The 22,650-nt window shown below is 68.4% G+C and carries 21 protein-coding genes; 14 read left to right on the top strand and 7 right to left on the bottom strand.

The window, feature by feature from the left end:
* Window positions 1–31 precede the first annotated feature (31 nt).
* The 10 genes from gsiB to AC1DXV_RS10610 all read left to right on the top strand — a co-directional run bounded on the left by gsiB (window position 32) and on the right by AC1DXV_RS10610 (window position 8,918).
* Window positions 32–1,570: a glutathione ABC transporter substrate-binding protein GsiB gene (gsiB, locus tag AC1DXV_RS10655; RefSeq protein ID WP_477868605.1), complete on the top strand. Its 1,539-nt coding sequence runs from the start codon at window positions 32–34 to the stop codon at window positions 1,568–1,570.
* A 4-nt stretch (window positions 1,571–1,574) separates the two neighbouring features.
* Complete coding sequence (gsiC, locus tag AC1DXV_RS10650) at window positions 1,575–2,495, top strand: glutathione ABC transporter permease GsiC (RefSeq protein WP_477868607.1); 921 nt, start codon at window positions 1,575–1,577, stop codon at window positions 2,493–2,495.
* Complete coding sequence (gene gsiD, locus AC1DXV_RS10645) at window positions 2,492–3,400, top strand: glutathione ABC transporter permease GsiD (RefSeq protein ID WP_477868609.1); 909 nt, start codon at window positions 2,492–2,494, stop codon at window positions 3,398–3,400. The genes gsiC and gsiD overlap by 4 nt, the downstream gene beginning before the upstream one ends.
* Window positions 3,400–4,464: a P1 family peptidase gene (locus tag AC1DXV_RS10640; RefSeq protein WP_477868611.1), complete on the top strand. Its 1,065-nt coding sequence runs from the start codon at window positions 3,400–3,402 to the stop codon at window positions 4,462–4,464. The genes gsiD and AC1DXV_RS10640 overlap by 1 nt, the downstream gene beginning before the upstream one ends.
* A 10-nt stretch (window positions 4,465–4,474) precedes the next feature.
* On the top strand, window positions 4,475–5,308 hold the full coding sequence (locus AC1DXV_RS10635; RefSeq protein WP_477933504.1) for a M55 family metallopeptidase: 834 nt from the start codon (window positions 4,475–4,477) through the stop codon (window positions 5,306–5,308).
* Between the two features lie 82 nt (window positions 5,309–5,390).
* Window positions 5,391–5,780, top strand: a complete 390-nt coding sequence (locus AC1DXV_RS10630) for an ArsR/SmtB family transcription factor (protein WP_477933502.1) — start codon at window positions 5,391–5,393, stop codon at window positions 5,778–5,780.
* Window positions 5,764–6,261 carry an SRPBCC family protein gene (locus AC1DXV_RS10625; RefSeq protein ID WP_477933500.1) on the top strand — a complete coding sequence of 166 codons (498 nt, stop codon included), beginning with the start codon at window positions 5,764–5,766 and terminating at the stop codon, window positions 6,259–6,261. The genes AC1DXV_RS10630 and AC1DXV_RS10625 overlap by 17 nt, the downstream gene beginning before the upstream one ends.
* Before the next feature lie 89 nt (window positions 6,262–6,350).
* Complete coding sequence (locus AC1DXV_RS10620) at window positions 6,351–6,824, top strand: MerR family transcriptional regulator (protein WP_477874712.1); 474 nt, start codon at window positions 6,351–6,353, stop codon at window positions 6,822–6,824.
* 10 nt (window positions 6,825–6,834) lie between these two features.
* Window positions 6,835–7,413 carry an RES family NAD+ phosphorylase gene (locus AC1DXV_RS10615; RefSeq protein ID WP_477933498.1) on the top strand — a complete coding sequence of 193 codons (579 nt, stop codon included), beginning with the start codon at window positions 6,835–6,837 and terminating at the stop codon, window positions 7,411–7,413.
* Window positions 7,414–7,631: 218 nt separating this feature from the next.
* Entirely contained in the window at window positions 7,632–8,918 is a 1,287-nt protein-coding gene (locus AC1DXV_RS10610) for a M16 family metallopeptidase (RefSeq protein WP_477873072.1), read from the top strand.
* Here AC1DXV_RS10610 and AC1DXV_RS10605 read toward each other — a convergent pair.
* Window positions 8,884–9,312 (bottom strand): hypothetical protein, encoded by a 429-nt coding sequence (locus AC1DXV_RS10605; protein ID WP_477873070.1) that lies wholly within the window; start codon window positions 9,310–9,312, stop codon window positions 8,884–8,886. The genes AC1DXV_RS10610 and AC1DXV_RS10605 overlap by 35 nt on opposite strands.
* Window positions 9,313–9,561: 249 nt before the next feature.
* Between AC1DXV_RS10605 and AC1DXV_RS10600 the strand changes: the two genes are divergently transcribed.
* From AC1DXV_RS10600 to AC1DXV_RS10585, 4 genes are all read left to right on the top strand, one after another.
* A complete protein-coding gene (locus AC1DXV_RS10600; RefSeq protein WP_477867196.1) occupies window positions 9,562–11,103 on the top strand; it encodes a methyl-accepting chemotaxis protein in 1,542 nt (513 codons plus the stop codon).
* A gap of 142 nt (window positions 11,104–11,245) precedes the next feature.
* Window positions 11,246–13,828 (top strand): 2-oxoglutarate dehydrogenase E1 component, encoded by a 2,583-nt coding sequence (locus tag AC1DXV_RS10595; RefSeq protein WP_477867194.1) that lies wholly within the window; start codon window positions 11,246–11,248, stop codon window positions 13,826–13,828.
* 44 nt (window positions 13,829–13,872) lie between these two features.
* On the top strand, window positions 13,873–14,535 hold the full coding sequence (locus tag AC1DXV_RS10590) for an HAD-IA family hydrolase (RefSeq protein ID WP_477933496.1): 663 nt from the start codon (window positions 13,873–13,875) through the stop codon (window positions 14,533–14,535).
* A gap of 140 nt (window positions 14,536–14,675) precedes the next feature.
* Window positions 14,676–16,823: an RICIN domain-containing protein gene (locus AC1DXV_RS10585; RefSeq protein WP_477867190.1), complete on the top strand. Its 2,148-nt coding sequence runs from the start codon at window positions 14,676–14,678 to the stop codon at window positions 16,821–16,823.
* A 22-nt stretch (window positions 16,824–16,845) separates the two neighbouring features.
* On the opposite strand, the gene AC1DXV_RS10580 is transcribed toward AC1DXV_RS10585, so the two are convergent.
* Genes AC1DXV_RS10580 through cyoB form a run of 6 tightly spaced genes read right to left on the bottom strand, consistent with a single transcriptional unit; the run spans window position 16,846 to window position 22,531 of the window.
* On the bottom strand, window positions 16,846–17,385 hold the full coding sequence (locus tag AC1DXV_RS10580) for a response regulator transcription factor (RefSeq protein WP_477933494.1): 540 nt from the start codon (window positions 17,383–17,385) through the stop codon (window positions 16,846–16,848).
* Complete coding sequence (locus AC1DXV_RS10575) at window positions 17,372–18,772, bottom strand: ATP-binding protein (RefSeq protein ID WP_477933492.1); 1,401 nt, start codon at window positions 18,770–18,772, stop codon at window positions 17,372–17,374. The genes AC1DXV_RS10580 and AC1DXV_RS10575 overlap by 14 nt, the downstream gene beginning before the upstream one ends.
* Window positions 18,756–19,493, bottom strand: a complete 738-nt coding sequence (locus AC1DXV_RS10570) for an SURF1 family protein (protein ID WP_477868275.1) — start codon at window positions 19,491–19,493, stop codon at window positions 18,756–18,758. Before AC1DXV_RS10570 ends, AC1DXV_RS10575 begins: the two co-directional genes overlap by 17 nt.
* Window positions 19,490–19,906 (bottom strand): cytochrome o ubiquinol oxidase subunit IV, encoded by a 417-nt coding sequence (gene cyoD / locus AC1DXV_RS10565; protein ID WP_477868273.1) that lies wholly within the window; start codon window positions 19,904–19,906, stop codon window positions 19,490–19,492. Before cyoD ends, AC1DXV_RS10570 begins: the two co-directional genes overlap by 4 nt.
* Entirely contained in the window at window positions 19,903–20,535 is a 633-nt protein-coding gene (gene cyoC, locus AC1DXV_RS10560) for a cytochrome o ubiquinol oxidase subunit III (RefSeq protein ID WP_477868271.1), read from the bottom strand. Before cyoC ends, cyoD begins: the two co-directional genes overlap by 4 nt.
* Entirely contained in the window at window positions 20,528–22,531 is a 2,004-nt protein-coding gene (cyoB, locus tag AC1DXV_RS10555) for a cytochrome o ubiquinol oxidase subunit I (protein WP_477868269.1), read from the bottom strand. Before cyoB ends, cyoC begins: the two co-directional genes overlap by 8 nt.
* Window positions 22,532–22,650 lie beyond the last annotated feature (119 nt).

The raw sequence follows: 22,650 nt of genomic DNA, 5'->3' as shown, positions 1-22,650 counted from the left end.
GTTCTGCTCATTCAAAGCCAGGAGTACTTCGATGAACCGACAACAGCTCTCCCGAATCGCCGCCGCGCTGGCACTGGCCGGCACCGCGCTGGCCGCCCATGCGGCGAAGGACATCACCATCGCCGTCGCGTCGACCTTCACGACCACCGACCCGTACGACGCGAACGACACGCTGTCGCAGGCGGTGGCCAAGTCGTTCTACCAGGGCCTGTACGGCTTCGACAAGGACATGAAGATGGTGCCGGTGCTGGCCGAGAGCCACACCGCCAGCAAGGACGGCCTGGTCTACACCGTCAAGCTGAAGAGCGGCATCAAGTTCCACGACGGCACGCCGTTCAACGCCGAGGCGGTGAAGGCCACCTTCGACCGCGTGACCAACCCCGACAACAAGCTCAAGCGCTACAACCTCTACAAGAACATCGCGAAGACCGAGGCGCTCGATGCCGGCACGGTGCGCTTCACGCTGAAGGAGCCGTTCTCGCCGTTCATCAACACGCTGGCGCACCCGTCGGGCGTGATCATCTCGCCGGCGGCACTCGCGAAGTACGGCAGCAAGGGCATCGCGCAGAACCCGGTGGGCACCGGCCCGTTCAAGTTCGTCGAGTGGAAGGCCACCGACTACCTGAAGGTCGAGAAGTTCGACGGCTACTGGAAGAAGGGCTACCCGAAGGTCGACAGCATCACCTGGCGTCCGGTGGTCGACAACAACACGCGTGCCGCGGTGATGCAGACCAACGAGGCGCACTTCGCGTTCCCGGTGCCGCCGGAGGCGGTCGAGACGCTGTCGAAGAAGCCGAGCCTGGAGGTGACCGCATCGCCGTCGATCATCCAGCGCTACCTGTCGATGAACGTGCAGCAGAAGCCGTTCGACAACCCGAAGGTGCGCGAGGCGATCAACTACGCGATCAACAAGGACGCGCTGATCAAGGTGGCCTTCTCCGGCTACGCGATTCCCGCCGAGGGCGCGCTGCCGCAGGGCGTCGAATACGCCACCAAGCTCGGCCCGTGGCCCTACAACCCGGCCAAGGCGCGCGAGCTGCTGAAGGAGGCGGGCTACCCGAACGGCTTCGAGACGACGCTGTGGTCGGCCTACAACCACACGACGGCGCAGAAGGTGATCCAGTTCGTGCAGCAGCAGCTGGCCCAGGTGGGGATCAAGCTGCAGGTGCAGGCGCTCGAAGCCGGCCAGCGCGTCGAGCGCGTCGAGAGCGCGCAGGACCCGGCGACCGCGCCGGTGCGCATGTACTACGTGGGTTGGTCGTCGTCGACCGGCGAGGCCGACTGGGCGCTGCGCCCGCTGCTGTCGTCCGAGTCGTTCCCGCCGAAGCTGTTCAACACCGCGTACTACAAGAACGAGGTGGTCGACAACGCGATCGCGAAATCGCTGGTGACGACCGACAAGGCCGAGAAGGCACGGCTCTACACCGAGGCACAGAAGCAGATCTGGAAGGACGCGCCCTGGGCCTTCCTGGTGACGGAGCGGCTGGTGTCGGTGCGCGCGCGCAACCTGGCGGGCTTCTACGTGATTCCGGACGGCAGCTTCAACTTCGACGATGTCGAGTTGAAGTGATCGAATGGTCGTCTATCTCGTCAAGCGCCTGCTGGGGCTGCTGCCGACGCTCTTGATCGTCGCGGTGCTGGTGTTCGCCTTCGTGCACCTGCTGCCGGGCGATCCGGCGCGGCTGGCGGCCGGCGTCGATGCCGGCCCCGAGACGGTCGAGCTGGTGCGCCGCGACCTCGGGCTCGACCTGCCGCTGCCGCAGCAGTTCGTGCGCTTCTTCGGCCATGCGCTGCAGGGCGACTTCGGGCTGTCGATCCGCAGCAAGCGGCCGGTGTCCACCGAGATCGCCGAGCGCTTCGGCCCGACCTTCTTCCTGACCCTCGCGGCGATGGGCTGGTCGGTGCTGCTCGGGCTGGTGCTGGGCGTCGCGTCGGCCGTCTGGCGCAACCGCTGGCCTGACCGGCTCGGCATGACGCTCGCGATCTCGGGCATCTCGTTCCCGTCGTTCGCGCTCGGCATGGTGCTGATGCAGCTGTTCTCGGTGCAGCTCGGCTGGCTGCCGACGGTCGGCGCCGACAGCTGGCGGCACTACATCCTGCCGTCGCTGACGCTCGGCGCCGGCGTGGCCGCGGTGATGGCGCGCTTCACGCGCAGCTCGTTCATCGACATCCTGAAGGAAGACTACGTGCGCACCGCGCGCGCCAAGGGCCTGGGCGAGCTGCCGGTGGTGTTCAAGCACGGGCTGCGCAATGCGCTGATCCCGGTCGTCACGATGATGGGCCTGCAGTTCGGCTTTTTGCTGGGCGGCTCGATCGTCGTCGAGGTCGTCTTCAACTGGCCCGGCATGGGCCGGCTGCTGGTCGACGCGGTCGAGATGCGCGACTACCCGCTGATCCAGGCGCTGGTGCTGCTGTTCTCGCTCGAGTTCATCCTGATCAACCTGCTGGTGGATGTGCTGTACGCCGTCATCAACCCGACCATCCGCTTCCAGTGAACACGACCCCTCCCACCACGACGCCTCCCCCGGGGCCACCCGTTTCACCCGGCGCGGTGCGCACGCCGGCCTCCGAGTTCTGGCGCAAGTTCCAGCGCCAGCGCGTCGCGCTGGTGGCCGGCGCGTTCGTGCTGCTGCTGGTGCTGGTGGCGGCGTTCGCGCCGTGGCTGGTGCCGTTCGATGCCGAGAACTTCTTCGACTACGACGCGCTGAACACCCCGCCGTCGGCGAAGCACTGGTTCGGCGTCGATTCGCTCGGGCGCGACATCTTCAGCCGCATCCTGATGGGCGCGCGCATCTCGCTGGCGGCCGGCTTCATCTCGGTGGCGGTGGGCGCGGTGATCGGCACGCTGCTCGGGCTGCTGGCCGGCTACTACCAGGGCTGGTGGGACCGCATCGTGATGCGCATGGCCGACGTGCTGTTCGCGTTCCCCGGCATCCTGCTGGCGATCGGCATCGTCGCGATCCTCGGCAACGGCATGATCAACGTGATCCTCGCGGTCGCGGTGTTCAGCGTGCCGGCCTTCGCGCGGCTGGTGCGCGGCAACGTGCTGTCGCTGAAGCACCAGACCTACATCGAGGCGGTGCGCTCGATCGGCGCCTCGGACACCGTGATCATGCTGCGCCACCTGCTGCCCGGCACGGTGGCCTCGGTGGTGGTGTACCTGACGATGCGCATCGGCACCTCGATCATCACCGCGGCGAGCCTGTCCTTCCTCGGGCTGGGGGCGCAGCCGCCGACGCCGGAGTGGGGCGCGATGCTGAACGAGGCGCGTGCCGACATGCTGAACGCGCCGCACGTCGCGCTGTTCCCGAGCCTCGCGATCTTCGTCACGGTGCTGGCGTTCAACCTGCTGGGCGACGGCCTGCGCGACGCGCTGGATCCGAAGCTGGACAAGTTCTGATGGAGCTGTCGGCGCTCGGCGCACCGCGCGTGGGCAGCTTGCCCGCGGGCGCTCTGGATGCGATCACCGACGTGCAAGGCGTCGCGTTCGGCCACTGCACGCTGGCCGACGGCGCGACGCAGACCGGCGCCAGCGTGCTGCTGCCGCAGCCGGGCAACCTCTTCCTGCACAAGCTGCCGGCCGGGCTGGCGGTGATCAACGGCTTTGGCAAGAGCCTCGGGCTGATGCAGGTGCAGGAGCTCGGCACGCTCGAATCGCCGATCGCACTGGTCAGCACGTTGGCAGTGGGCACCGCGGCGACGGCGCTGGTGCGCGACGGGCTGGCGCAGAACCCGGAACTCGCGCGCAGCCTGCCGACGCTGAACCCGCTGGTGTTCGAGTGCAACGACGGCTGGCTGAACGATGCGCGCACGCTGGCCTTGCAGGAGTCGCACGTGGCGCAGGCGCTGGCGGCCGCGCGCGAAGGGCGGGGGTTCGCGCAGGGCAGCGTGGGCGCAGGGCGCGGCATGTCGTGCCATGGGCTGAAGGGCGGCATCGGCAGTGCGTCGCGCCGCGTCGCGTGGCAGGGGCGTGAGTTCAATGTCGGTGCGCTGGTACTGGCGAACCAGGGCCGGCCCGAGGCGCTGACGATCGCCGGGCGGCGCATCGGGGCACAGCTGCAGGCGCGTCTGGTGGCTGAAGAGGGACCGGAGCGCGGCTCGATCATCGTGCTGCTGGCGACCGATGCCCCGCTGGATGCGCGGCAGCTGGGCCGCGTCGCGCGCCGTGCCGCGGCCGGGCTGGCGCGCACCGGCTCCGACTACGGGCACGGCAGCGGCGACATCGCGCTCGCGTTCAGCACCGCGTGGCGCGTGCCGCAGCTCGCGGACGAGCCGATGCCCGCTGTCGCGATGCTGCACGAGAGCGCGCTCGACGGCCTGTTCCAGGCCGCGGCCGAAGCGACCGAGCAGGCCATCGTGCATGCCTTGTTCGCGGCGACCACGGTGACCGGCCGCGACGGCCGCACCCGCCGCGCGCTGACCGATGTGGCGCCCGACTGGCGGGCGCTGATGATGACTTCTTGAGAGGGCAAGGATGAAGACCCCGACGATCCTGGTGGCCGTGGACATCGAAGGCGTGGCCGGCGTGTGGCGGCCCGAGCAGACGCAGGCCGGCAACGGCGACTACGAACGCGCGCGGCGCTGGATGACGCAGGAGGCCGATGCCGCGGTGCGCGGCGCCTTCGCGGGTGGGGCCGGCGCGGTGCTGGTCAACGATTCGCACGGGCACTTCGGCAACCTGCTGGCCGACGAGATCGATCCGCGGGCGCAGCTGATCCAGGGCAAGCCGCGGCAGCTCGGGATGATGGCCGGYGTCGACCAGGGCGTCGACGGCGTGCTGATGATCGGCTGGCATTCGCGCGCGAAGACCCGCGGCGTGCTGGCCCACACCACCAGCAGCTTCGCGTTCTCGCGCGTGTGGCTGGGCGGGCTGGAGCTCGGCGAGATCGGTTTGTATGCCGCGCTGGCTGGCGAGTTCGGCGTGCCGGTGCTGATGGCCAGCGGCTGCGACGTGATGGCCGCCGAGGTGGCGGCGTTGCTGCCGGGCGTGGCGCGCACCGTCGTCAAGTGGTCGGAGGGCGCGCGCAGCGGGCGCTCGTTGTCGCCGGCGCAGTCGCGCGAGGCGATCGAGGCGGCAGCGCGCGAGGCGGTGCAGGGCGTGGCCGCTGCGCCGCGTGCGCCGTGGCAGCTTCCCGCCGCACCGGCGCTGCGCGTGCAATGCCAGACCCCGGCGCTGGCCGATGCCTTCGCGCTGTGGCCTGCGGTGGTGCGCGAGGACGCCGAGACCATCTCGATCGTGTGCGGCACGGTGCACGAGGCCATTCGCAGCCTGAATGCGCTGTCGGTGATGGCCAACGCCTTGCGCTGAACCTGCCCGGCGCCTGCCGGGTTGACAGGCGCCGGAACGCTCTTTATATTGCCACTAGGTTATATAAAGACAAGGCTATGCGATGGACTCCGCGACGGTTTCCGCATCACTCGACCTGACCTTTGCCGCGCTGGCCGATCCGACGCGGCGGGCGATGCTGGCGCGGCTGGCGAGCGGCGAGGCGACGGTCAACGAACTGGCCGAGCCGTTCGCGCTGTCGCAGCCGGCGATCTCGAAGCACCTGAAGGTGCTGGAGCGCGCCGGGCTGATCTCGCGCAGCCGTGCCGCGCAGACGCGGCCGTGCCGGCTCGAGGCGGCGCGGCTGCAGGACGTGGCGCAATGGGTCGCCCCGTACCGCGCGCTGTGGGAGGAGAGCTTCGACCGGCTCGATGCCTTCCTGCACGCCACGCAGCCATCCACCACCACACCTACACCGGCACCGAAAGGAAAACGCCATGTCCGCAAACCCTGAATCGACGAGTTTCGTCATCACCCGCGAGTTCCGCCAGCCGCGCGCGGTGGTCTGGAAAGCCTGGAGCGATCAGGCGCAACTGCAGAAATGGTGGGGCCCGAAGGGCTGCACGATCGAGGTCCGCCGGTTCGAGTTCCAGCCGGGCGGCTTCTTCCACTACGCGATGCATTTCGATGGCGCGCCGACGATGTGGGGCCGCTTCAACTACCGCGAGATCATTGCCGGCGAGCGGCTGGTGTGGCTGAACTCGTTCGCGAACGCGCACGGCGGCATCGCGCGTGCACCGTTCAGCGACGAGTGCCCGATGGAGATCGAGAACGCGGTGACGTTCTCGGAGCAGGGGGGCATCACCACCGTGCGGCTGAAAGCCAACCCGTTCGGCGAGGAGGCGGCCGAGCGCAGGTTCTTCGACGAACTGCAGCCGTCGCTGGAGCAGGGCTATGGCGGCACGTTCGATCAGCTGGCGGCGCATCTGGGTTGAATGAACAGGCCTGAGACGACGAACGGAACCGCATAATCCAACTTTACGAATTGACCATCCTTTCCGGATGGCGCCGTCAGAGGTGGGTCATGAAGAATCCTGTGTCGTCCGCCAACGCGGCATCCTCTTCGGGAACGAGACGCCGGCAGACGCCTGCCAGGGCCGGCGACTACGCGCCCGTCAGCGAAACCCGGGCGCTGCTTGCGGGTTCATTGGTGGCACGCCAGCAGCGGCTGGCAGCCTCCGACATGCTCTCCACCGACGAGGCAGCGCAGCTCGTGGGTGCCACCCGCGTCACGGTCAATGCGTGGATCGCGAAGGGGCGTGCCATCGGCCTGACGCAGGTCAAGCGGGGCTACCGGATGCCACGCTGGCAGTTCGAGCCGTTGGTGTGGGATGCGCTGCCACAGATCTCGTCGGCGCTGGGGGTGTCGGAGGGATGGGCGTTGTTGTCGTTCCTCGAATCGCCTCATGGTGCACTGGGCGGCCTGACCCCGCGCCAGGCCATCGAGCAAGGTCTTGCCGAGCAGGTGACAGCGATTGCTCGACAGGAAGGCCACTGAGAGCAGGCCGATGAAGCTTCACGATCTTCAGTACGCACCGACGACCTCGTTGGCCGTCTCCCAGACGGTGTACAGGGTCCAGCGCAGCAGAGCTCATCCCGATTCAGTTCGTGTTGGCGCATTGAGGCTTGCGCCGGCCGCCGACACGTCGAGTCGTTTCGCCATTGGCACCGAGCCCGTGGCCTACTTTGCCGAGAGTCCGGAGACGGCCCTCTACGAGTCGCTGGTTCGCAGGGAGGCGGTTTTGTTGTCGATGAAAATGGTTTCCGCGCGTGCCTTGCTGTGCCTGCGAACCACCCGATCGCTGCAACTGCTCGACTTGCGTCCTCACGCGCCCTCGTGGCCGGTCCTCCAATCACTCCGATTCGAAGCCACGCAAGGCATCGCGAAGGATGCGCTTGCGACCGGTTTCGACGGGATCGTCTACCGCTCCGCGCAGCAATACGGCCAGGATTGCCTCGTGGTTTTCGGCTTGGCCGCAGATGCTTTCAAGCTGGCTTGGCGAAAGCCGCTGGTCCGTCCAGATGGCGCCCTCCACCAGGCGCTCGCCACGGCCATCCGTGGCGGGCAGATCATGGTGGTCCCGTGAACGTGGCCTTCCGCGGCGCCATGGGGACGGTGTGCACAAAGCGGCTGGTTCGGCAAAGGCGTGGGTAGGCAGGCTGTGGAGCGCCAATCAGGGCGGCGCACCGGCCGGCGAGCCACAGCCTGCCTACCCGCGCCTTTGCCTGCGCCAATCTCAGGCTGAACGGCCTTTCTCGATGCATGCATGATGTGGACTTTCGACCTGTCGCACCGGCCCCGCCCTTGAACCCCTCCGCCCCCACCCCCCAGCTCGCCACCCTCCCGAACGGCCTGCGCGCCATCGCGATCCCGATGCCGTGGCGCCAGACCGTCAGCCTGAGCATCTTCATCCGCACCGGCAGCCTGCATGAATCGCGGCAGCTCAACGGCATCAGCCACGTCGTCGAGCACATGGCCTTCAAGGGCACGCAGTCGCGCGACTGCCAGCGCATCAACCTCGATGCCGAACGCCTCGGCGCCGAGGTCAACGCCCACACCGACAAGGACCACACCGCGTTCCACATCGAAGGCCTGCCGCACGACCTGCCGGCCTTCGTCGCGCTGCTCGCCGACATCGTGCTGCACAGCACCTTCCCGGCCGACGAGCTGGAGCGCGAGCGCCAGGTCATCGAGCACGAATTCACCGAGTTCGAGGAAGACCCCGCCGCGATGGCCTTCCAGCTGTTCGACCGCGCCTGCTACGGCATGCACCCCGCCGGCCAGCCGGTGATCGGCAACCGCGCCAACCTGAAGCGCTTCGGCCGCGACGACCTGCTGTCCTACGTGCAGCGCCAGTACACCGCCGCCAACGTGATCGTCGCCGCGGCCGGGCCGGTCGACATCGACCCCTTCGTGCGCGCCGTCGACGCCGCGTTCGCCGCGATGCCCGCGGGCGAACCCAATGCGGTGCCGCAACCCGACTGGCGCGGCGGCCTGAAGCTGCGCCGCATGTCGGGCAGCGCGCAATGCCACACGGTGCTCGGCTTCGCGGCGCCGGCGCTCGCCGACGACTCGCACGTCGACAGCGTGCTCGCCGCCGCGCTGCTCGGCGAGGGCATGAGCTCGCCGCTGCTCGACGAGATCCGCGAGCGCCGCAGCCTCGCCTACTTCGCGTCGTGCTCGGCCGACATCCTGCCGTCGGCCGGCCAGTTCGTCATCGAGGCCGCCACCGCCCCGGCGCAGGCCGACGAATTCCTCGACGCCGTCGCCCAGCTGCTGCGCCGCCATGCCGATGGCAGCGATGCCGTCGGCCTGGAGCGCGCCCGCAACCAGATCGCGGTGCGCACGCTGCGGGCGCTCGACCAGCCGTCGCGCCGCATCGAATCGGCGGTGCAGGATGTGTTCACCTTCGGCCAGCTGCGCGACAGCCGCGAGTGGCTCGCGCGCCTGCAGGCCGCCTCGGCGCAGGACGTGCGCGCGGTGTTCGCCCGCGCCCTGTCCGGCAGCGCCGCCGTCGCCCTCGCGGGCAGCGTGCCGGCGAAGGCGCGCGAGCGGGCTAGCGCATTGTTTGCGGCCGAAGCCTCGCACTGAGGCCGACACCGACGGCGGTTCCCACCGGCTCGAAGCCGACCTCCAGCACGCAGCAGCCGTTCCAGGCGCACAGCTCCTCGCTGGTGGCGGATTGCTGCGCCAGCTTCTGCCCCGTGTCGTCGGACACCAGGTGCCGGCCCTCGCGTGTGAAGCCGCTGGCATTCGCCCAGTTGTAGAAGCCGATGCAGGCATCGGGGCTGACGGTGAGATAGCGCAGGCTGTTGCTCACCTGGTAGTACACCGACCCGTTGTACGGGCACGGCTCCAGCAGCAGCGCACGCCGGATGTCGGGCACCACCACCGCCCACTCGGCGCTGTTCTCGCCCAGCCATCCGACGTGCGCCCCCTGCCGCCACAGCGAGAGGCGGAAAACGGCGGGGGTGGAGGGGGGCACCAGATCGGAGCACATGTTTCACACTGTGACCGATAGCGCCGAAATTGCGGCTGAATTGGCCTGAAATGTCCTGAAATGGGCTCAGGCCGGTTGCGCCATTGTCGATAACCCGGAGGCAATTCACGCCAATTGCGCCGCAATAGCAAAGCTGAAGCCATCCGTGAAGGACGACCCACAGTCGACCTTGCCGAAAAGCAAACGTTTCAACACCATTGAGACCATTGAACGCAACGTTCAGGGAGTAAAAAGATGAATCTGTCGAACCTCAAGATCGGTTCGCGTCTCGCGCTGGCCTTCTCGGTCGTGATCGCGCTGCTGCTGGTGATCCTCGGCGTCGCCACGTCGGTCCTCAACGGATTGAGCTCCGTGATGGACAGCGTGGTCGACGACCGCTATGCGCAGATCGCGCTCGCCAACAAGATCAAGACCAAGGGCGACCACGGCGCCGTGACGATCGGCCGCATCCTGCTGTCCACCAACCCCGATCAACTGAAGAAGTACATGGACGAGTACGCCGCGATGCGCGCGGCGAACACGCAGAACCTCGCCGATTTCGAGAAGCTGCTGCACACCGACGAAGACAAGGCGCAATTCGAGGAGCAATCGAGGGCGCGCAAGGAGTACGGCGTGGTCGTGCGCAAGGTCTTCGACCTGATGGCCGCCGGCAAGCGCGACGAGGCGATGGTCGTCTACCAGGACGAGATGGCCGCGCCTCAGGCGCGCTACTACGCGCTGATCGACAAGATGGTGGCCCGGCAGTCGCAGAGCATGCTCGACGACGTGGCCACCGCGAAGGGCAGCTCGCGCACCGCGAAGCTGCAGATGGTGGGTGCCTCGGTGCTCGCCGTGCTGCTGGGCGTGCTGACGGCCTGGACCATCACGCGCTCCATCACCCACCCTATCCAGCGGGCGATCGAACTGGCCGAGTCGGTCGCCGCGGGCAACCTGACCTACAAGGTCGAGGTGAAGAGCAAGGATGAGGTGGGTCGGCTGATCCTGGCGCTGCAGCACATGGTCGACAGCCTGCACCGCATCGTCTCCGAGGTGCGCACCGGCGCCGACACCATCTCCACCGCGGCGCACGAGGTGTCGCAGGGCAACACCGACCTGTCGGCACGCACCGAACAGCAGGCGAGCGCGCTGGAGGAAACGGCGTCGGCGATGGAGCAGCTGACCGCGGCCGTCAAGCTCAGCGCCGACAGCGCGGGCGAGGCCAACCAGTCGGCGATGTCGGCCTCGACCGTCGCGACGCAGGGAGGCCAGGTGGTCGGCCAGGTCATCGACCGGATGAGCACGATCCAGACCTCGTCGAAGAAGATCGCCGACATCATCGGCGTGATCGACGGCATTGCCTTCCAGACCAACATCCTCGCGCTGAACGCTGCCGTGGAAGCGGCGCGGGCCGGCGAGCAGGGCCGCGGCTTCGCGGTGGTGGCCAGCGAGGTGCGCAGCCTCGCGCAGCGCAGCGCGACGGCCGCCAAGGAGATCAAGTCGCTGATCGACGCCTCGGTCAACCAGGTCGACGAGGGCAGCAAGATGGTCGAACAGGCCGGCGTGACGATGAAGCAGGTCGTCAGCAGCATCAAACGCGTCAGCGAGATCGTGGCCGAGATCAGTGCGTCGAGCCGCGAGCAGAGCATGGGCATCGAGCAGGTCAACAGCGCGATCCTGCAGATGGACGATTCCACGCAGCGCAATGCGGCGATGGTCGAGCAGGGCACCGCCTCGGCGCGCGCATTGCAAGACCAGGCGAAGCAGCTGACGCACGTGGTCCGCTCGTTCGCACTCTAGGATTCCAGCGAGGCCGCGCCGCCCGCGGCGCGGTGTGAGAGGAGACGGTTGATCGGACGGCAGGCGCCATCAGAGCGCTGGCCCGTCCAGTTCAGTTCCGCGCAATTCATCTCCATCACTTTCTGTCAGGGAGGACGGAATCTTGATCACTTCGTTTCACGAGGACGCACAGCTGCGTCCGGCCCGGCTCACGCCGGAAGTCCACCGCTTCGTCGAGGCGCACCGCGTGCACGGGCACCGCCATGCGGCGCTCGACCCGCTCGGCTTGTCGCGGCCGCTCGAGGCGCAAGGCCTGTCACTGCAGCGCTTCGGGCTGGCGCCTGGCGATGCGTTGACGCATGACGGCACGCCGTGGCTCGGCGCGCGCGACGCGCATGAGCTCGACCGGCGCCTGAAGGCCGCGTACTGCGGGCCGCTCGCGCTGGATGCGTCGGCGGTGCGCGACGACGTGCGCCGCGCGTGGCTGCAGGCCCGCATGGAAGCCGCGCCGGCGGCCACGCCGCCCGGCACCGGGCTGCTCGACCGCCTGATCCAGGTGCAGGCCTGGGAGCATCACCTGGCGCGGCGCTATCCGCATGGCAAGCGTTTCTCGCTCGAAGGCTGCGAGGCCTTGCTGCCGCTGCTCGATGCGTTGCTCGAACGCGCTGCATCGCACGGCGTCGGCGAGGTGTTCATGGGCATGCCGCACCGCGGCCGCGTCAACGTGCTGGTCAACCTGCTGGGCCTGCCGGCGGCCGAGGTGATGAACTACATCGATCCGCAGGCGCGCGATCCGGAGAATCACCTCGACCTGGTCTACCACCTGGGCGGTCGCCGCCGCATCGCGACGCGGCACGGCGAGATCGCGCTGACGCTGGCCCACAACCCCTCGCACCTGCAGAGCGTCTACCCGGTCGTGGCCGGCATGGCGCGCGCGAGCCAGGTGCGTGGCGGTGGCAGCCACGCGTTGGCGATCGTGCTGCACGGCGACGCCGCGTTCGCGGGGCAGGGCGTCGTGATGGAGACGCTCGCGGTGACGCAGAAGCCGGGCTACGCGGTCGGCGGCCTGGTGCACGTGATCATCAACAACCAGCTCGGCTTCTCGGAACCGAACGCGATGGATGCGCAGGCCGCGCGCTATTGCACCGATGTGACCCGCATGGTCGATGCACCGGTGCTGCGCGTGAATGCCGATGCGCCCGAGCAGTTGCAGCGCGCGGCGCAGATCGCGCTGGCGTACCGCGCGCAGTTCGGCACCGACGTCGTGATCGACCTGATCGGCTACCGCCGGCTCGGCCATTCCGAGCACGACATGCCGGCGTTGAGCAGCCCCGGCATCTACCCGCTCGCCGAGCTGAAGGCCTCGGTCGTCGAGGTGCATGGCGCGGCGCTGGTGGCGGCCGGTGTGGCGAGCGAGGCGGAGATGGCGTCTTACATCGCCGGCGGGCGTGCCGCGGCGATCGAGGCGTTCTCGGGTCGGAAGCCCGCGGACGAGGCCGGGACCGGGACGGCGGCGCCCCCCGTGCTGGCCGGCGAAGCACTGCCGCACGCAGACTGGTCGCGCGAGCGCCTGCAGGCGGCGGTGGCGGCGATGACCACGCTGCCGGGCGGTTTCCAGCCGCACCCGGCGATCCACACGCTGATGCAACAGTGGTCGCATGCGGCCGGCAACGACGCTGCACGCATCGACTGGTGTTTCGCCGAGAACATGGCCTACGCCTCGCTGCTCGGCGCCGGCACCGACGTGCGTGTGTCGGGCCTGGACGTGGGCCGTGGCACCTTCATGCACCGCCATGGCGTCTGGCACAACCAGGCGGCGTCGGGAACCGCGGTGTTCACGCCGCTGCAGCAGGTCGAAGCAGGCGGTGCGCGCTTCGACATCGTCAATTCGGTGCTGTCGGAAGAGGCGGTGCTCGGCTTCGAGTACGGCTACAGCGTGGAGATCGGCGCGCAAGCTGCCGGCAGCAAGGGCCGCGGCCTGACGATCTGGGAGGCGCAGTTCGGCGATTTCGTCAACGGCGCGCAGGTGTTCGTCGACCAGTACATCAGCGCCGGCGAGGCGAAGTGGGGCTGCCGCTCGGCCCTCGCGTTGCTGCTGCCGCATGGCTACGAAGGCGTCGGGCCGGAGCATTCGAACGCCTACGTCGGCCGCTTCCTGCAGCTGTGCGGCGGCGACAACCTGCGGGTGGCCTTCCCGTCGACCTCGGCGCAGTGGTTCCACCTGCTGCGCCGGCAGGCGCTCGACGCGGTGAGCAAGCCGCTGGTCGTGATGACACCGAAAGCGGTGCTGTACGGCGAATCGGCCTCGCATTCGACGGTCGGCGAGCTGCTGTCCGGTGGGTTCGAGCCGGTGCTCGACGATGACGCGGTGGCCGATGCTTCGCAGGTGAAGCGCGTCATCCTGTGCAGCGGCAAGCTGTTCTACGACCTGCACTGCGCTCGCGTGGCGCAGGGCCGCAGCGATGTCGCGATCGTGCGGCTCGAGCAGCTGTACCCGTTCCCGCAGGCCGAGCTGGGCGCGGTGCTGCAGCGCTACCCGCAATTGCGCGAGCTGGTGTGGGCGCAGGAGGAGACGCGCAACCAGGGCGCCTGGGCCTTCGTGCGCGACGACCTCGCGGACGCCTGCCCACCGGGTGCCGTGCTGAGCGAGGTGTCGCGCGCGGTGACGGCGGCCGGCGCGGTGTCGTCGCACGCGGTGCACCAGCGGCAGCAGCAGGCGCTGGTGGCACGGGCGCTCGGGGACTGAGCGACGCGGTAACCTGGGGGCCCCTTCGACCGCCCCCAGGTGCCATGACCCCGCCGTACGCCGACCGTCCCTTCGCCGCCTTCCTGTTCGACATGGACGGCACGATCCTCAGCTCGATCGCCGCGGCCGAGCGGGTCTGGTCCGACTGGGCGGCGCGGCACGGGCTGGACGTCGCCGCCTTCCTGCCGACCATCCACGGCCGGCGGGCGGTGGAGACGGTCCGCCAGCTCGCGCTGCCCGGCGTCGACGCGCAGGCCGAGGCCGACGAGATCACGCGCCGCGAGATCGACGACGTGGCCGGCATCGATGCGATCGCCGGTGCCGGCGCCTTCCTCGCCGCGCTGCCGGCCGATCGCTGGGCCATCGTCACCTCGGCGCCGCGCGCGCTCGCGCTGCGCCGCATCGAGGCCGCGGGCCTGCCGCTGCCGGCGGTGATCGTGACCGCGGACGATGTGATGAACGGCAAGCCGGCTCCTGACGGCTTCCGCCTCGCGGCGCAACGGCTGGGCGTGGCGATCGAGGCCTGCCTCGTCTTCGAGGACGCGCCGGCCGGCATCGCGGCGGCCGAGGCGGCGGGCGCGGCGATCGTCGTGATCACGGCCACGCACACGCATCCAATCGCAACACCGCACCCGCGGCTGCCGGGCTACGAGGTGATTGCCGTCACGCCCGGACCGGCCGGCACGCTGCAGCTCGCGCAACGCTGACGCCGCGGTTGCAGGCGGTGACAACCCCGCCACTCGATCGAGGGTTTGCCCGGGGATGATCTGCACCCGGCTCCCGAAGAATCCCGGACTGGAAACGTTTCCACTTGCTGTTTCCACTTCACCCACACTCCAGTCCGACCATGAAACTCCTTTCACGTCTTGCCTCGCGGTTTGCCCTGCTGCCCGTGGCCGCCCTCGTGCTGGCCGGCACCGCCGCCGCCCACAGCAGTTTCCTGAAGGTCGACGGCCGCGTGGTGCGCAACCAGAACGGCACCGGCGACCCGATCTACCTGCGCGGCGTGAACCTCGGCGGCTGGCAGGTGCACGAGACCTGGATGTCGCCGCTGGCCGGCGCCAGCGACGACTACACGATGCGCAAGACGCTGAGCCAGCGCTTCGGCGATGCCGGCCGCGACGCGCTGATCAACGCCTACCAGGACAGCTACCTGCAGGAGAAGGACTTCAAGATCCTCAGCGAGATGGGCATGAGCGCGGTGCGCCTGCCGATCTACTACCTGAACCACATGAACGAGGACGGCTCGTGGAAGCGCGATGCCGCCGGCAAGATCGACTTCCGCCGCATCGAGTGGGTGGTGGCGATGGCGAAGAAGTACCGCCTGTACGTGATCCTCGACCTGCACGGCGCGCCGGGCTCGCAGAACGGGGCCGACCACAGCGGGCGCATCGGCGGCTCGGGCCAGCTGTGGAACAACACCGCGTTCCAGAACCAGGCGCTGAGCTTCTGGCGCGAACTGGCCACGCGCTTTCGCAACGAGCCGACCGTCGCCGGCTACGACCTGCTGAACGAGCCGTCGCTGAACTACCCGTCGCCGGCGACGCGCCCGGTGCTGGACATGTACAACCGCTTCTACAACGAGATCCGTGCGGTCGACCTGAACCACATCGTGATCATGGAAGGGATCTGGGACTGGACCGCGATCACGCGGCCGTCGGACTACGGCTGGACCAACGTGATCTACGAGTTCCACTACTACCACTGGGGCAACGACTCGAACTACCAGGCGCAGGCGAGCTTCACCGACAGCAAGATCGCGCAGGAGAAGCAGTACCTGTCGTACAACGTGCCGCACTACGTCGGCGAGTTCATGCTGTTCAACCTGCAGAGCAGCTGGGAATACGCGCTGGGCAAGTACAACGCGGCCGGCTGGCACTGGACGAGCTGGACCTACAAGGGCACCAACATCGGCAACTGGGCGCTCTACAACAGCACCAATGCCGGCGCCAACACGCCGAACGTCGCGACCGACTCGTACGCGGCCATCGAATCGAAGTGGCGCAGCTGGGACGTCGAGAAGAACATGGCGCCCAACACGATGCTGACCGGCGTGTTCAAGGCGGCGCTGACCGGCAGGAACAGCCTGATCCGCAACCTGCCGTACGAGGGCAACTGGCGCGCCCTCGACAAGCTCGAGGCCGAGAATTTCTATGCGCAGAGCGGCGTCAGCTTCGACGCGGCCGGCGTCGGCAGCTTCGATGCGGGTGACTGGCTGCGCTACATCGACGTCGACTTCGGCAGCGGCGTCGACCGGCTGAAGCTGCGTCTCGCGGTGGAAGCGGCCTATGCCGGCAAGCAGATCGAGCTGCACCTCGACAGCCCGACCGGCGCGCACGTCGGCACGGTCACGGTGCCGAACACCGGCGGCTGGACCACCTTCCAGGAGGTCACGACGCCGATCCAGCGCAGCAGCGGCGTGCACAACCTCTACCTGGTGGCCAAGGGTGGCCTGGGCGTTGCCAACCTCGACTGGCTGCAGTTCGAGGACTCGACCGGCACCAACACGCCGACCAATCCGCCGACCAACCCGCCCACGAATCCCCCGACCAATCCGACGGCGGGCCCGGTCTCCGGCCAGACCTATGCGATCGTCGCGAAGCACAGCGGCCGGGCGCTCGACGTGCGCGAGCGCGCCACCACCGACGGCGCGGCGCTGCAGCAATGGAGCTATGGCGGCGGGACCAACCAGCAGTGGATCGCACAGAGCGGCGGCAACGGGCTGTGGCAGCTGCGCTCGGTGCTGAGCGGCAAGTGCGCCGACATCACCGGCGTCAGCACCGCCAACGGCGCGGCGGTGCAGCAATGGACCTGCACCGGCGGCGCGAACCAGTTGTTCAAGCTGGAGGACCAGGGCGGCGGCTACTTCTACCTGCGCGCCTCGCACAGCAACAAGTGCCTGGACGTGACCAACGTGTCGGCGGTGGATGGGGCGAGCATCCAGCAATGGGATTGCGGCGGCGACAACGCGCGCTGGACCTTCCGCGCACCTTGATCGGAAAGTGATCGGGGCAGCGCTACTTCACCTGCTGCTTCCCGAGCTTGCGGGCGAGGGTGCGGCGATGCATGCCCAACCGCCGCGCCGTCTCGGAGATGTTGAACCCGGTCTCGGCCAGCGTTTCGTGGATGCGCTCCCACTCCAGCGTCTTGATCGAGCTGGCGCGGTTCGTCAGCTCGACCTCGGTGGTGCCGGCCGCGCGGCCGAACGCGGCCTCGATGTCGTCGGTGTTCGACGGCTTGGCCAGGTAGTGGCAGGCGCCGAGCTTGATCGCCTCGACCGCGGTCGCGATGCTCGCGAAGCCGGTCAGCACGACGATCAGCATCTTCGGGTCGTGCGCATGCAGCGCCTGCACGCAGGCCAGGCCCGAGGCATCGCCGTTGAGCTTCAGGTCGACGATCGCGAAGCCCGGCGACCCGGCCTGCAGCGCGGTGGTCACGTCGTCCAGGCTCGCGGCGAGCGTCACGTGGTAGTCGCGCCGCTCGAACGAGCGCCCGAGCGTGCGCGCGAACGAGGCGTCGTCCTCGACGATCAGCAGGCGGCGTTCAGCGTTGTCCATCGGTGGCAGTCACTTCCTCGTCGTCGTCTTCCTCACCCTCGGTCTCGTCCCCGGCTTCCAGCACGATCGCCGACAGCGGCAGCGTGATCTTGACCATCGCACCGCCCTCCGGCCGGTTCGCGGCCTCCACCGTGCCGCCGATCGTGCGCGCCACGTTGACCACCAGGAACAGCCCGAGCCCGCCGCCCGGCCGGCCCTTGGTCGAGCGATAGGGCTGGCCCAGCGTCTCCAGCAGGCCGGGCGCGAAGCCCTTGCCGGCATCGGTCACCGTCAGGGTCAGCGCGTCGCCGGCGCGCTCGACATCGAGCCGCAGCCATTGTGGCGAGGCCTCCAGCGCGTTGTCGAGCACGTTGCAGATCATCTGCTGGATCGCCGAATCGGACACCATCGGCAGATCGTCGCCGAAGCGGTTCTCGTACGCGAAGGCCTTGACCGGCCGCGTGCGGCGCCAGTCGTGCACCAGCTCGTCGAGGAAGGTCGCGAGCGTGGTCGCCTCGGACGATTCGCCGCGCGCCTCGCCGGCCGTCAGCAGGATGCCGCTGACGATCGCCTTGCAGCGCTCCAGCTGCGTCTGCATCTCGACCACCTCTTCGAGCAGCTCGGGGTCGGAGCTGAAGTGCGGCAGCCGGCGCCAGTCGCCGAGGATCACCGCCAGCGTCGCGAGCGGCGTGCCCAGCTCGTGCGCGGCGCCCGACGCGAGCAGGCCCATGCGGACGATGTGCTCCTCTTCGGCGGCGCGCTGGCGCAGGTCGGCCAGCCGCGCATCGCGGGCGCGCAGGTTGCGCTGGATGCGGGTGATGAAGGTGACCAGCAGCGCCGCGTTCAGCGCGAAGCACAGCAGCAGCCCGAGCACGAACGGGCTCGACAGGCCGCGCACGTGGTCGAGCGGGATGTCCAGCGGCCGGTGGTACAGCCCGAGCCCCGCGAAGCAGACGCTGGTGACGACCACCAGCACCCAGGTGTAGCGCGGCTTCAGCAGCACCGCGCCGAGGATCACCTGCAGCAGGTACAGGAAGGCGAACGGGTTGGTCGCGCCGCCGCTCAGGTACAGCTGGGCGGTCAGCATGCCCACGTCGACCAGCAGCGCCACCAGCAGCTCCACGTGCAGCACCGGCCGCCGGTTGCGCAGCCGCAGCACGCTGACGAGGTTGAACGCGACCAGGCAGTACAGCACCGCGAGCATGTGCTCCAGCGGCAGCCGGATGCCGAACCCGACATGCACGGTGGCGATCGTGGCGACCTGGCCCACCACCGCGATCCAGCGCAGCTGGATCAACTGCTGCATGTTCTTCAGGCCGGCGTCGGTGACGCCGGCGGTACCGGCCCAGGTCGTGGGCGGGCCGATCGTCGTGTGCTGCAGCGGGAGGGTGTCAGCCGTGAGGGGCATCGTGGGGAAGGGCGGAGGCAGGGGCCGGGGAGAGCGGATTCTCCCTCGCCCAGCGGCCGCCCGGCCGCAGCATCCACGCCGCCCCTGCCACCATCGCGGCCAGCCCGAACCAGGTGAGGGCGTAGACGAGGTGGTTGTTGTGGAAGCTGACGACGGTCAGGCCGGCGACGGGCCAGGCGTCGGGGCCTGCATCGGCGTCGACGAAATAGGCGGCGACATTCGGAATACCGTGTGCCGAGGCGATGGCCTCCACGTCGCGCGAGAACCAGCGGCCGGCGGCAGGATCGTTGCGGCGCAGGAAGCCGCCGCGCGGCTCGGTCAGGCGCAGCAGGCCGGTGACGGCAACCTCGCCATCGGGGCGCGCGGCGAGGGCTTTCGATTCGGTGGTGACGAAGCCGCGGTTGACCAGCACGCTGCGGCCATCGGCCTGCTGCAGCGGCGTCACGAGCCACCAACCGGGGCCTTGCTCGGTGACGGCCTGCACGAGGGTCTCGTGCGCATGCAGGAAGCGGCCGTGCAGCACGACGTGCCGGTATTCATCGGCCGCCGCGGTGACGGGCCCGGCAGGCGCCTCGACCGGCGCCGCGTGCACCCGTTGCTCGACCCGCTCGATCAGCTCCAGCTTCCAGGACAGCCGCTGCACCTGCCAGGTGCCGAGCGCGGCGAAGCCTGCGAACAGCAGGGCGGCCGCTGCGATCAGCGCTGCCCTGCGCGGCCTCACGGCCGCACTCGCATGTCGTGCATCGTGGGCATCATGTTGCTGTTCATGTGGAACATCACCCACAACGAACCGCTCAGCGTGATCACCACCAGCACCAGCGTGAAGATCAGCGCCAGCATGGTCCAGCCGCCTTCCGAGCGGGCGTTCATGTGCAGGAAGTACACCATGTGCACGACGATCTGCACCGCGGCGAAGCCGAGGATCACCAGCGCCGTGGTGCTGGAGTTGTTGAAGGCCTTGCCCATCACCAGCCAGAACGGGATCGCCGTCAGGATCACCGACAGGATGAAGCCGGTGGCGTAGCCCTTCAGCGTGCTGGGGGCGTGGCCGCTGTCGTGGCCGTGGTCGTCGTGGTCATGACCGTGGCCGTGATCGCGCCCGTGGGCGAGGCTGTCGATTTCGTGTGCGCTCACGGCAGCACCCCCATCAGGTAGACGAACGTGAAGACGCCGATCCAGACGACGTCCAGGAAGTGCCAGAACATCGACAGGCACATCACGCGGCGGCGGTTCGGCGCGGTCAGCCCGTGCTTGCCGAGCTGGAACATCAGCGTGACCAGCCAGACGATGCCGAAGGTGACGTGCAGGCCGTGCGTGCCCACCAGCGTGAAGAACGACGACAGGAACGCGCTGCGCTGCGGGCCGGCGCCTTCGTGGATCAGGTGCGCGAACTCGTACAGCTCCAGGCTCAGGAAGCCCAGGCCGAACAGGCCGGTGATGCCCAGCCACACCAGCGTGGCGCGCAGCCGCTGGCGCTGCATCTCGAGCACCGCGAAGCCGTAGGTGATCGACGACAGCAGCAGCAGCGAGGTGTTCACCGCCACCAGCGGCAGGTCGAACAGGTCGGCGCCCGACGGGCCGGCCGCGTAGCTGCGGCCCAGCACGCCGTAGACGGCGAACAGGCACGCGAAGACCAGGCAGTCGCTCATCAGGTAGAGCCAGAACCCGAGCAGGGTGCCGTTCTCCGGATGGTGTTCCTCGCGCAGGTAGTAGCGCGGCGCGGTCGGGTCGACCGCGGCAGGGTTCAGGGTGAGATCAGACATGGGCAGCGAGCATCTGGGTGCGTGCGTTCTCGGTGCGGACGACTTCGTCCGCGCCGATGTGGAAGTCGCGCTTGTAGTTGAAGGTGTGGACGATGATCGCCGCCATCATCGCGACGAAGCCGAGGACGGCCGGCAGCCACATCTGCCAGATCATCGCGAAGCCGACCGCCGCCGCGAGGCCGGCGATGATGAAGCCGGCGCCGGTGTTCTTCGGCATGTGGATCGGGATGAAGCCGTCGGTCGGGCGCTCGAACTTGTTGTTCTTCATGTCGTACCAGGCGTCGTTGTCGTGCACCACCGGCGTGAACGCGAAGTTGTACGACGGCGGGGGCGAGGCGGTCGACCATTCGAGCGTGCGGCCGTCCCAGGGGTCGCCGGTCACGTCGCGCAGCTGCTCGCGCCGCATGAAGCTCACCACCAGCTGGATCAGGAAGCTGCCGATGCCGAGCGCGATCAGGAAGGCACCGAACGCGGCGATCACGAACCAGATCTGCAGCGACGGATCCTCGAAGTGGCTCAGGCGGCGCGTGACGCCCATCAGGCCCAGCACGTACAGCGGCATGAACGCGAAGAAGAAGCCGGTCTGCCAGAACCAGAACGAGCACTTGCCCCAGAACGGATCGAGCTTGTAGCCGAAGGCCTTCGGGAACCAGTAGGTGATGCCGGCCATCAGCCCGAACAGCACGCCGCCGATGATCACGTTGTGGAAGTGCGCGATCAGGAACAGGCTGTTGTGCAGCACGAAGTCGGCCGGCGGCACCGCGAGCAGCACGCCGGTCATGCCGCCGATCACGAAGGTGATCATGAAGCCGACCGTCCACAGCATCGGCACCTCGAAGCGGATGCGCCCGCGGTACATCGTGAAGAGCCAGTTGAAGATCTTCGCGCCGGTCGGGATCGAGATGATCATCGTCGTGATGCCGAAGAACGAGTTCACGCTCGCCCCCGAACCCATCGTGAAGAAGTGGTGCAGCCACACCAGGTACGACAGGATGGTGATCACGACCGTGGCGTACACCATCGACGCGTAGCCGAACAGGCGCTTGCCGCTGAAGGTGGAGACCACTTCCGAGAAGATCCCGAAGGCCGGCAGCACCAGGATGTAGACCTCGGGGTGGCCCCAGATCCAGATCAGGTTCACGTACATCATCGCGTTGCCGCCGAGATCGTTCGTGAAGAAGTTGGTGCCGGCGTAGCGGTCGAGCGAGAGCAGCACCAGCACTGCCGTCAGCACCGGGAAGGCGGCGACGATCAGGATGTTGGTGCACAGCGAGGTCCACGTGAAGACGGGCATCTTCATCATCGACATGCCGGGGGCGCGCATCTTGACGATGGTGGCGATCAGGTTCACGCCCGAGAGCAGCGTGCCGACCCCCGCGATCTGCAGGGACCAGATGTAGTAGTCGACCCCCACGTCAGGGCTGTACGCGATGCCCGACAGCGGCGGGTAGGCCAGCCAGCCGGTGCGCGCGAACTCGCCGACGAACAGCGAGGCCATCACGAGGCCGGCGCCGAAGGTGGTCATCCAGAAGCTGAAGTTGTTCAGGAACGGGAAGGCCACGTCGCGCGCGCCGATCTGCAGCGGCACGACGAAGTTCATCAGCCCGGTGACCAGCGGCATCGCGACGAAGAAGATCATGATCACGCCGTGGGCGGTGAAGATCTGGTCGTAGTGGTGCGGCGGCAGGTAGCCGAGGTTCTCGCCGAACGACACGGCCTGCTGGGCGCGCATCATCACCGCATCGGCGAAGCCGCGCAGCAGCATCACGAGGCCGAGGATCACGTACATGATCCCGATCTTCTTGTGGTCGATGCTGGTGAACCACTCGCGCCAGAGGTAGCCCCACAGGCGGTAGCGGGTGAGCAGCGCCACCATGCCGAGGCCGCCCAGGCAGACGGCGACGAAGGTGACGAGCAGGATGGGCTCATGGAGCGGGATCGCGTTCCATGAGAGGCGGCCGAAGACGAGCTTCGTCAAATCGAGGTGATCGAGCATCGGTGCGACTCAGTTCTGGGTGCTGGCGGTCTGCGCGGTGCGCAGCACGGGTTGCGCTCCGGTCGGGTCGGCGACCGTGCACAGCGCGGCGGCGACGTAGTAGGTGCGGGGCGTGGCGC

It is taken from the genome of Rhizobacter sp. P3_C12 (genome assembly GCF_056402735.1).
This window is presented reverse-complemented; position numbering and strand designations above follow the sequence as displayed.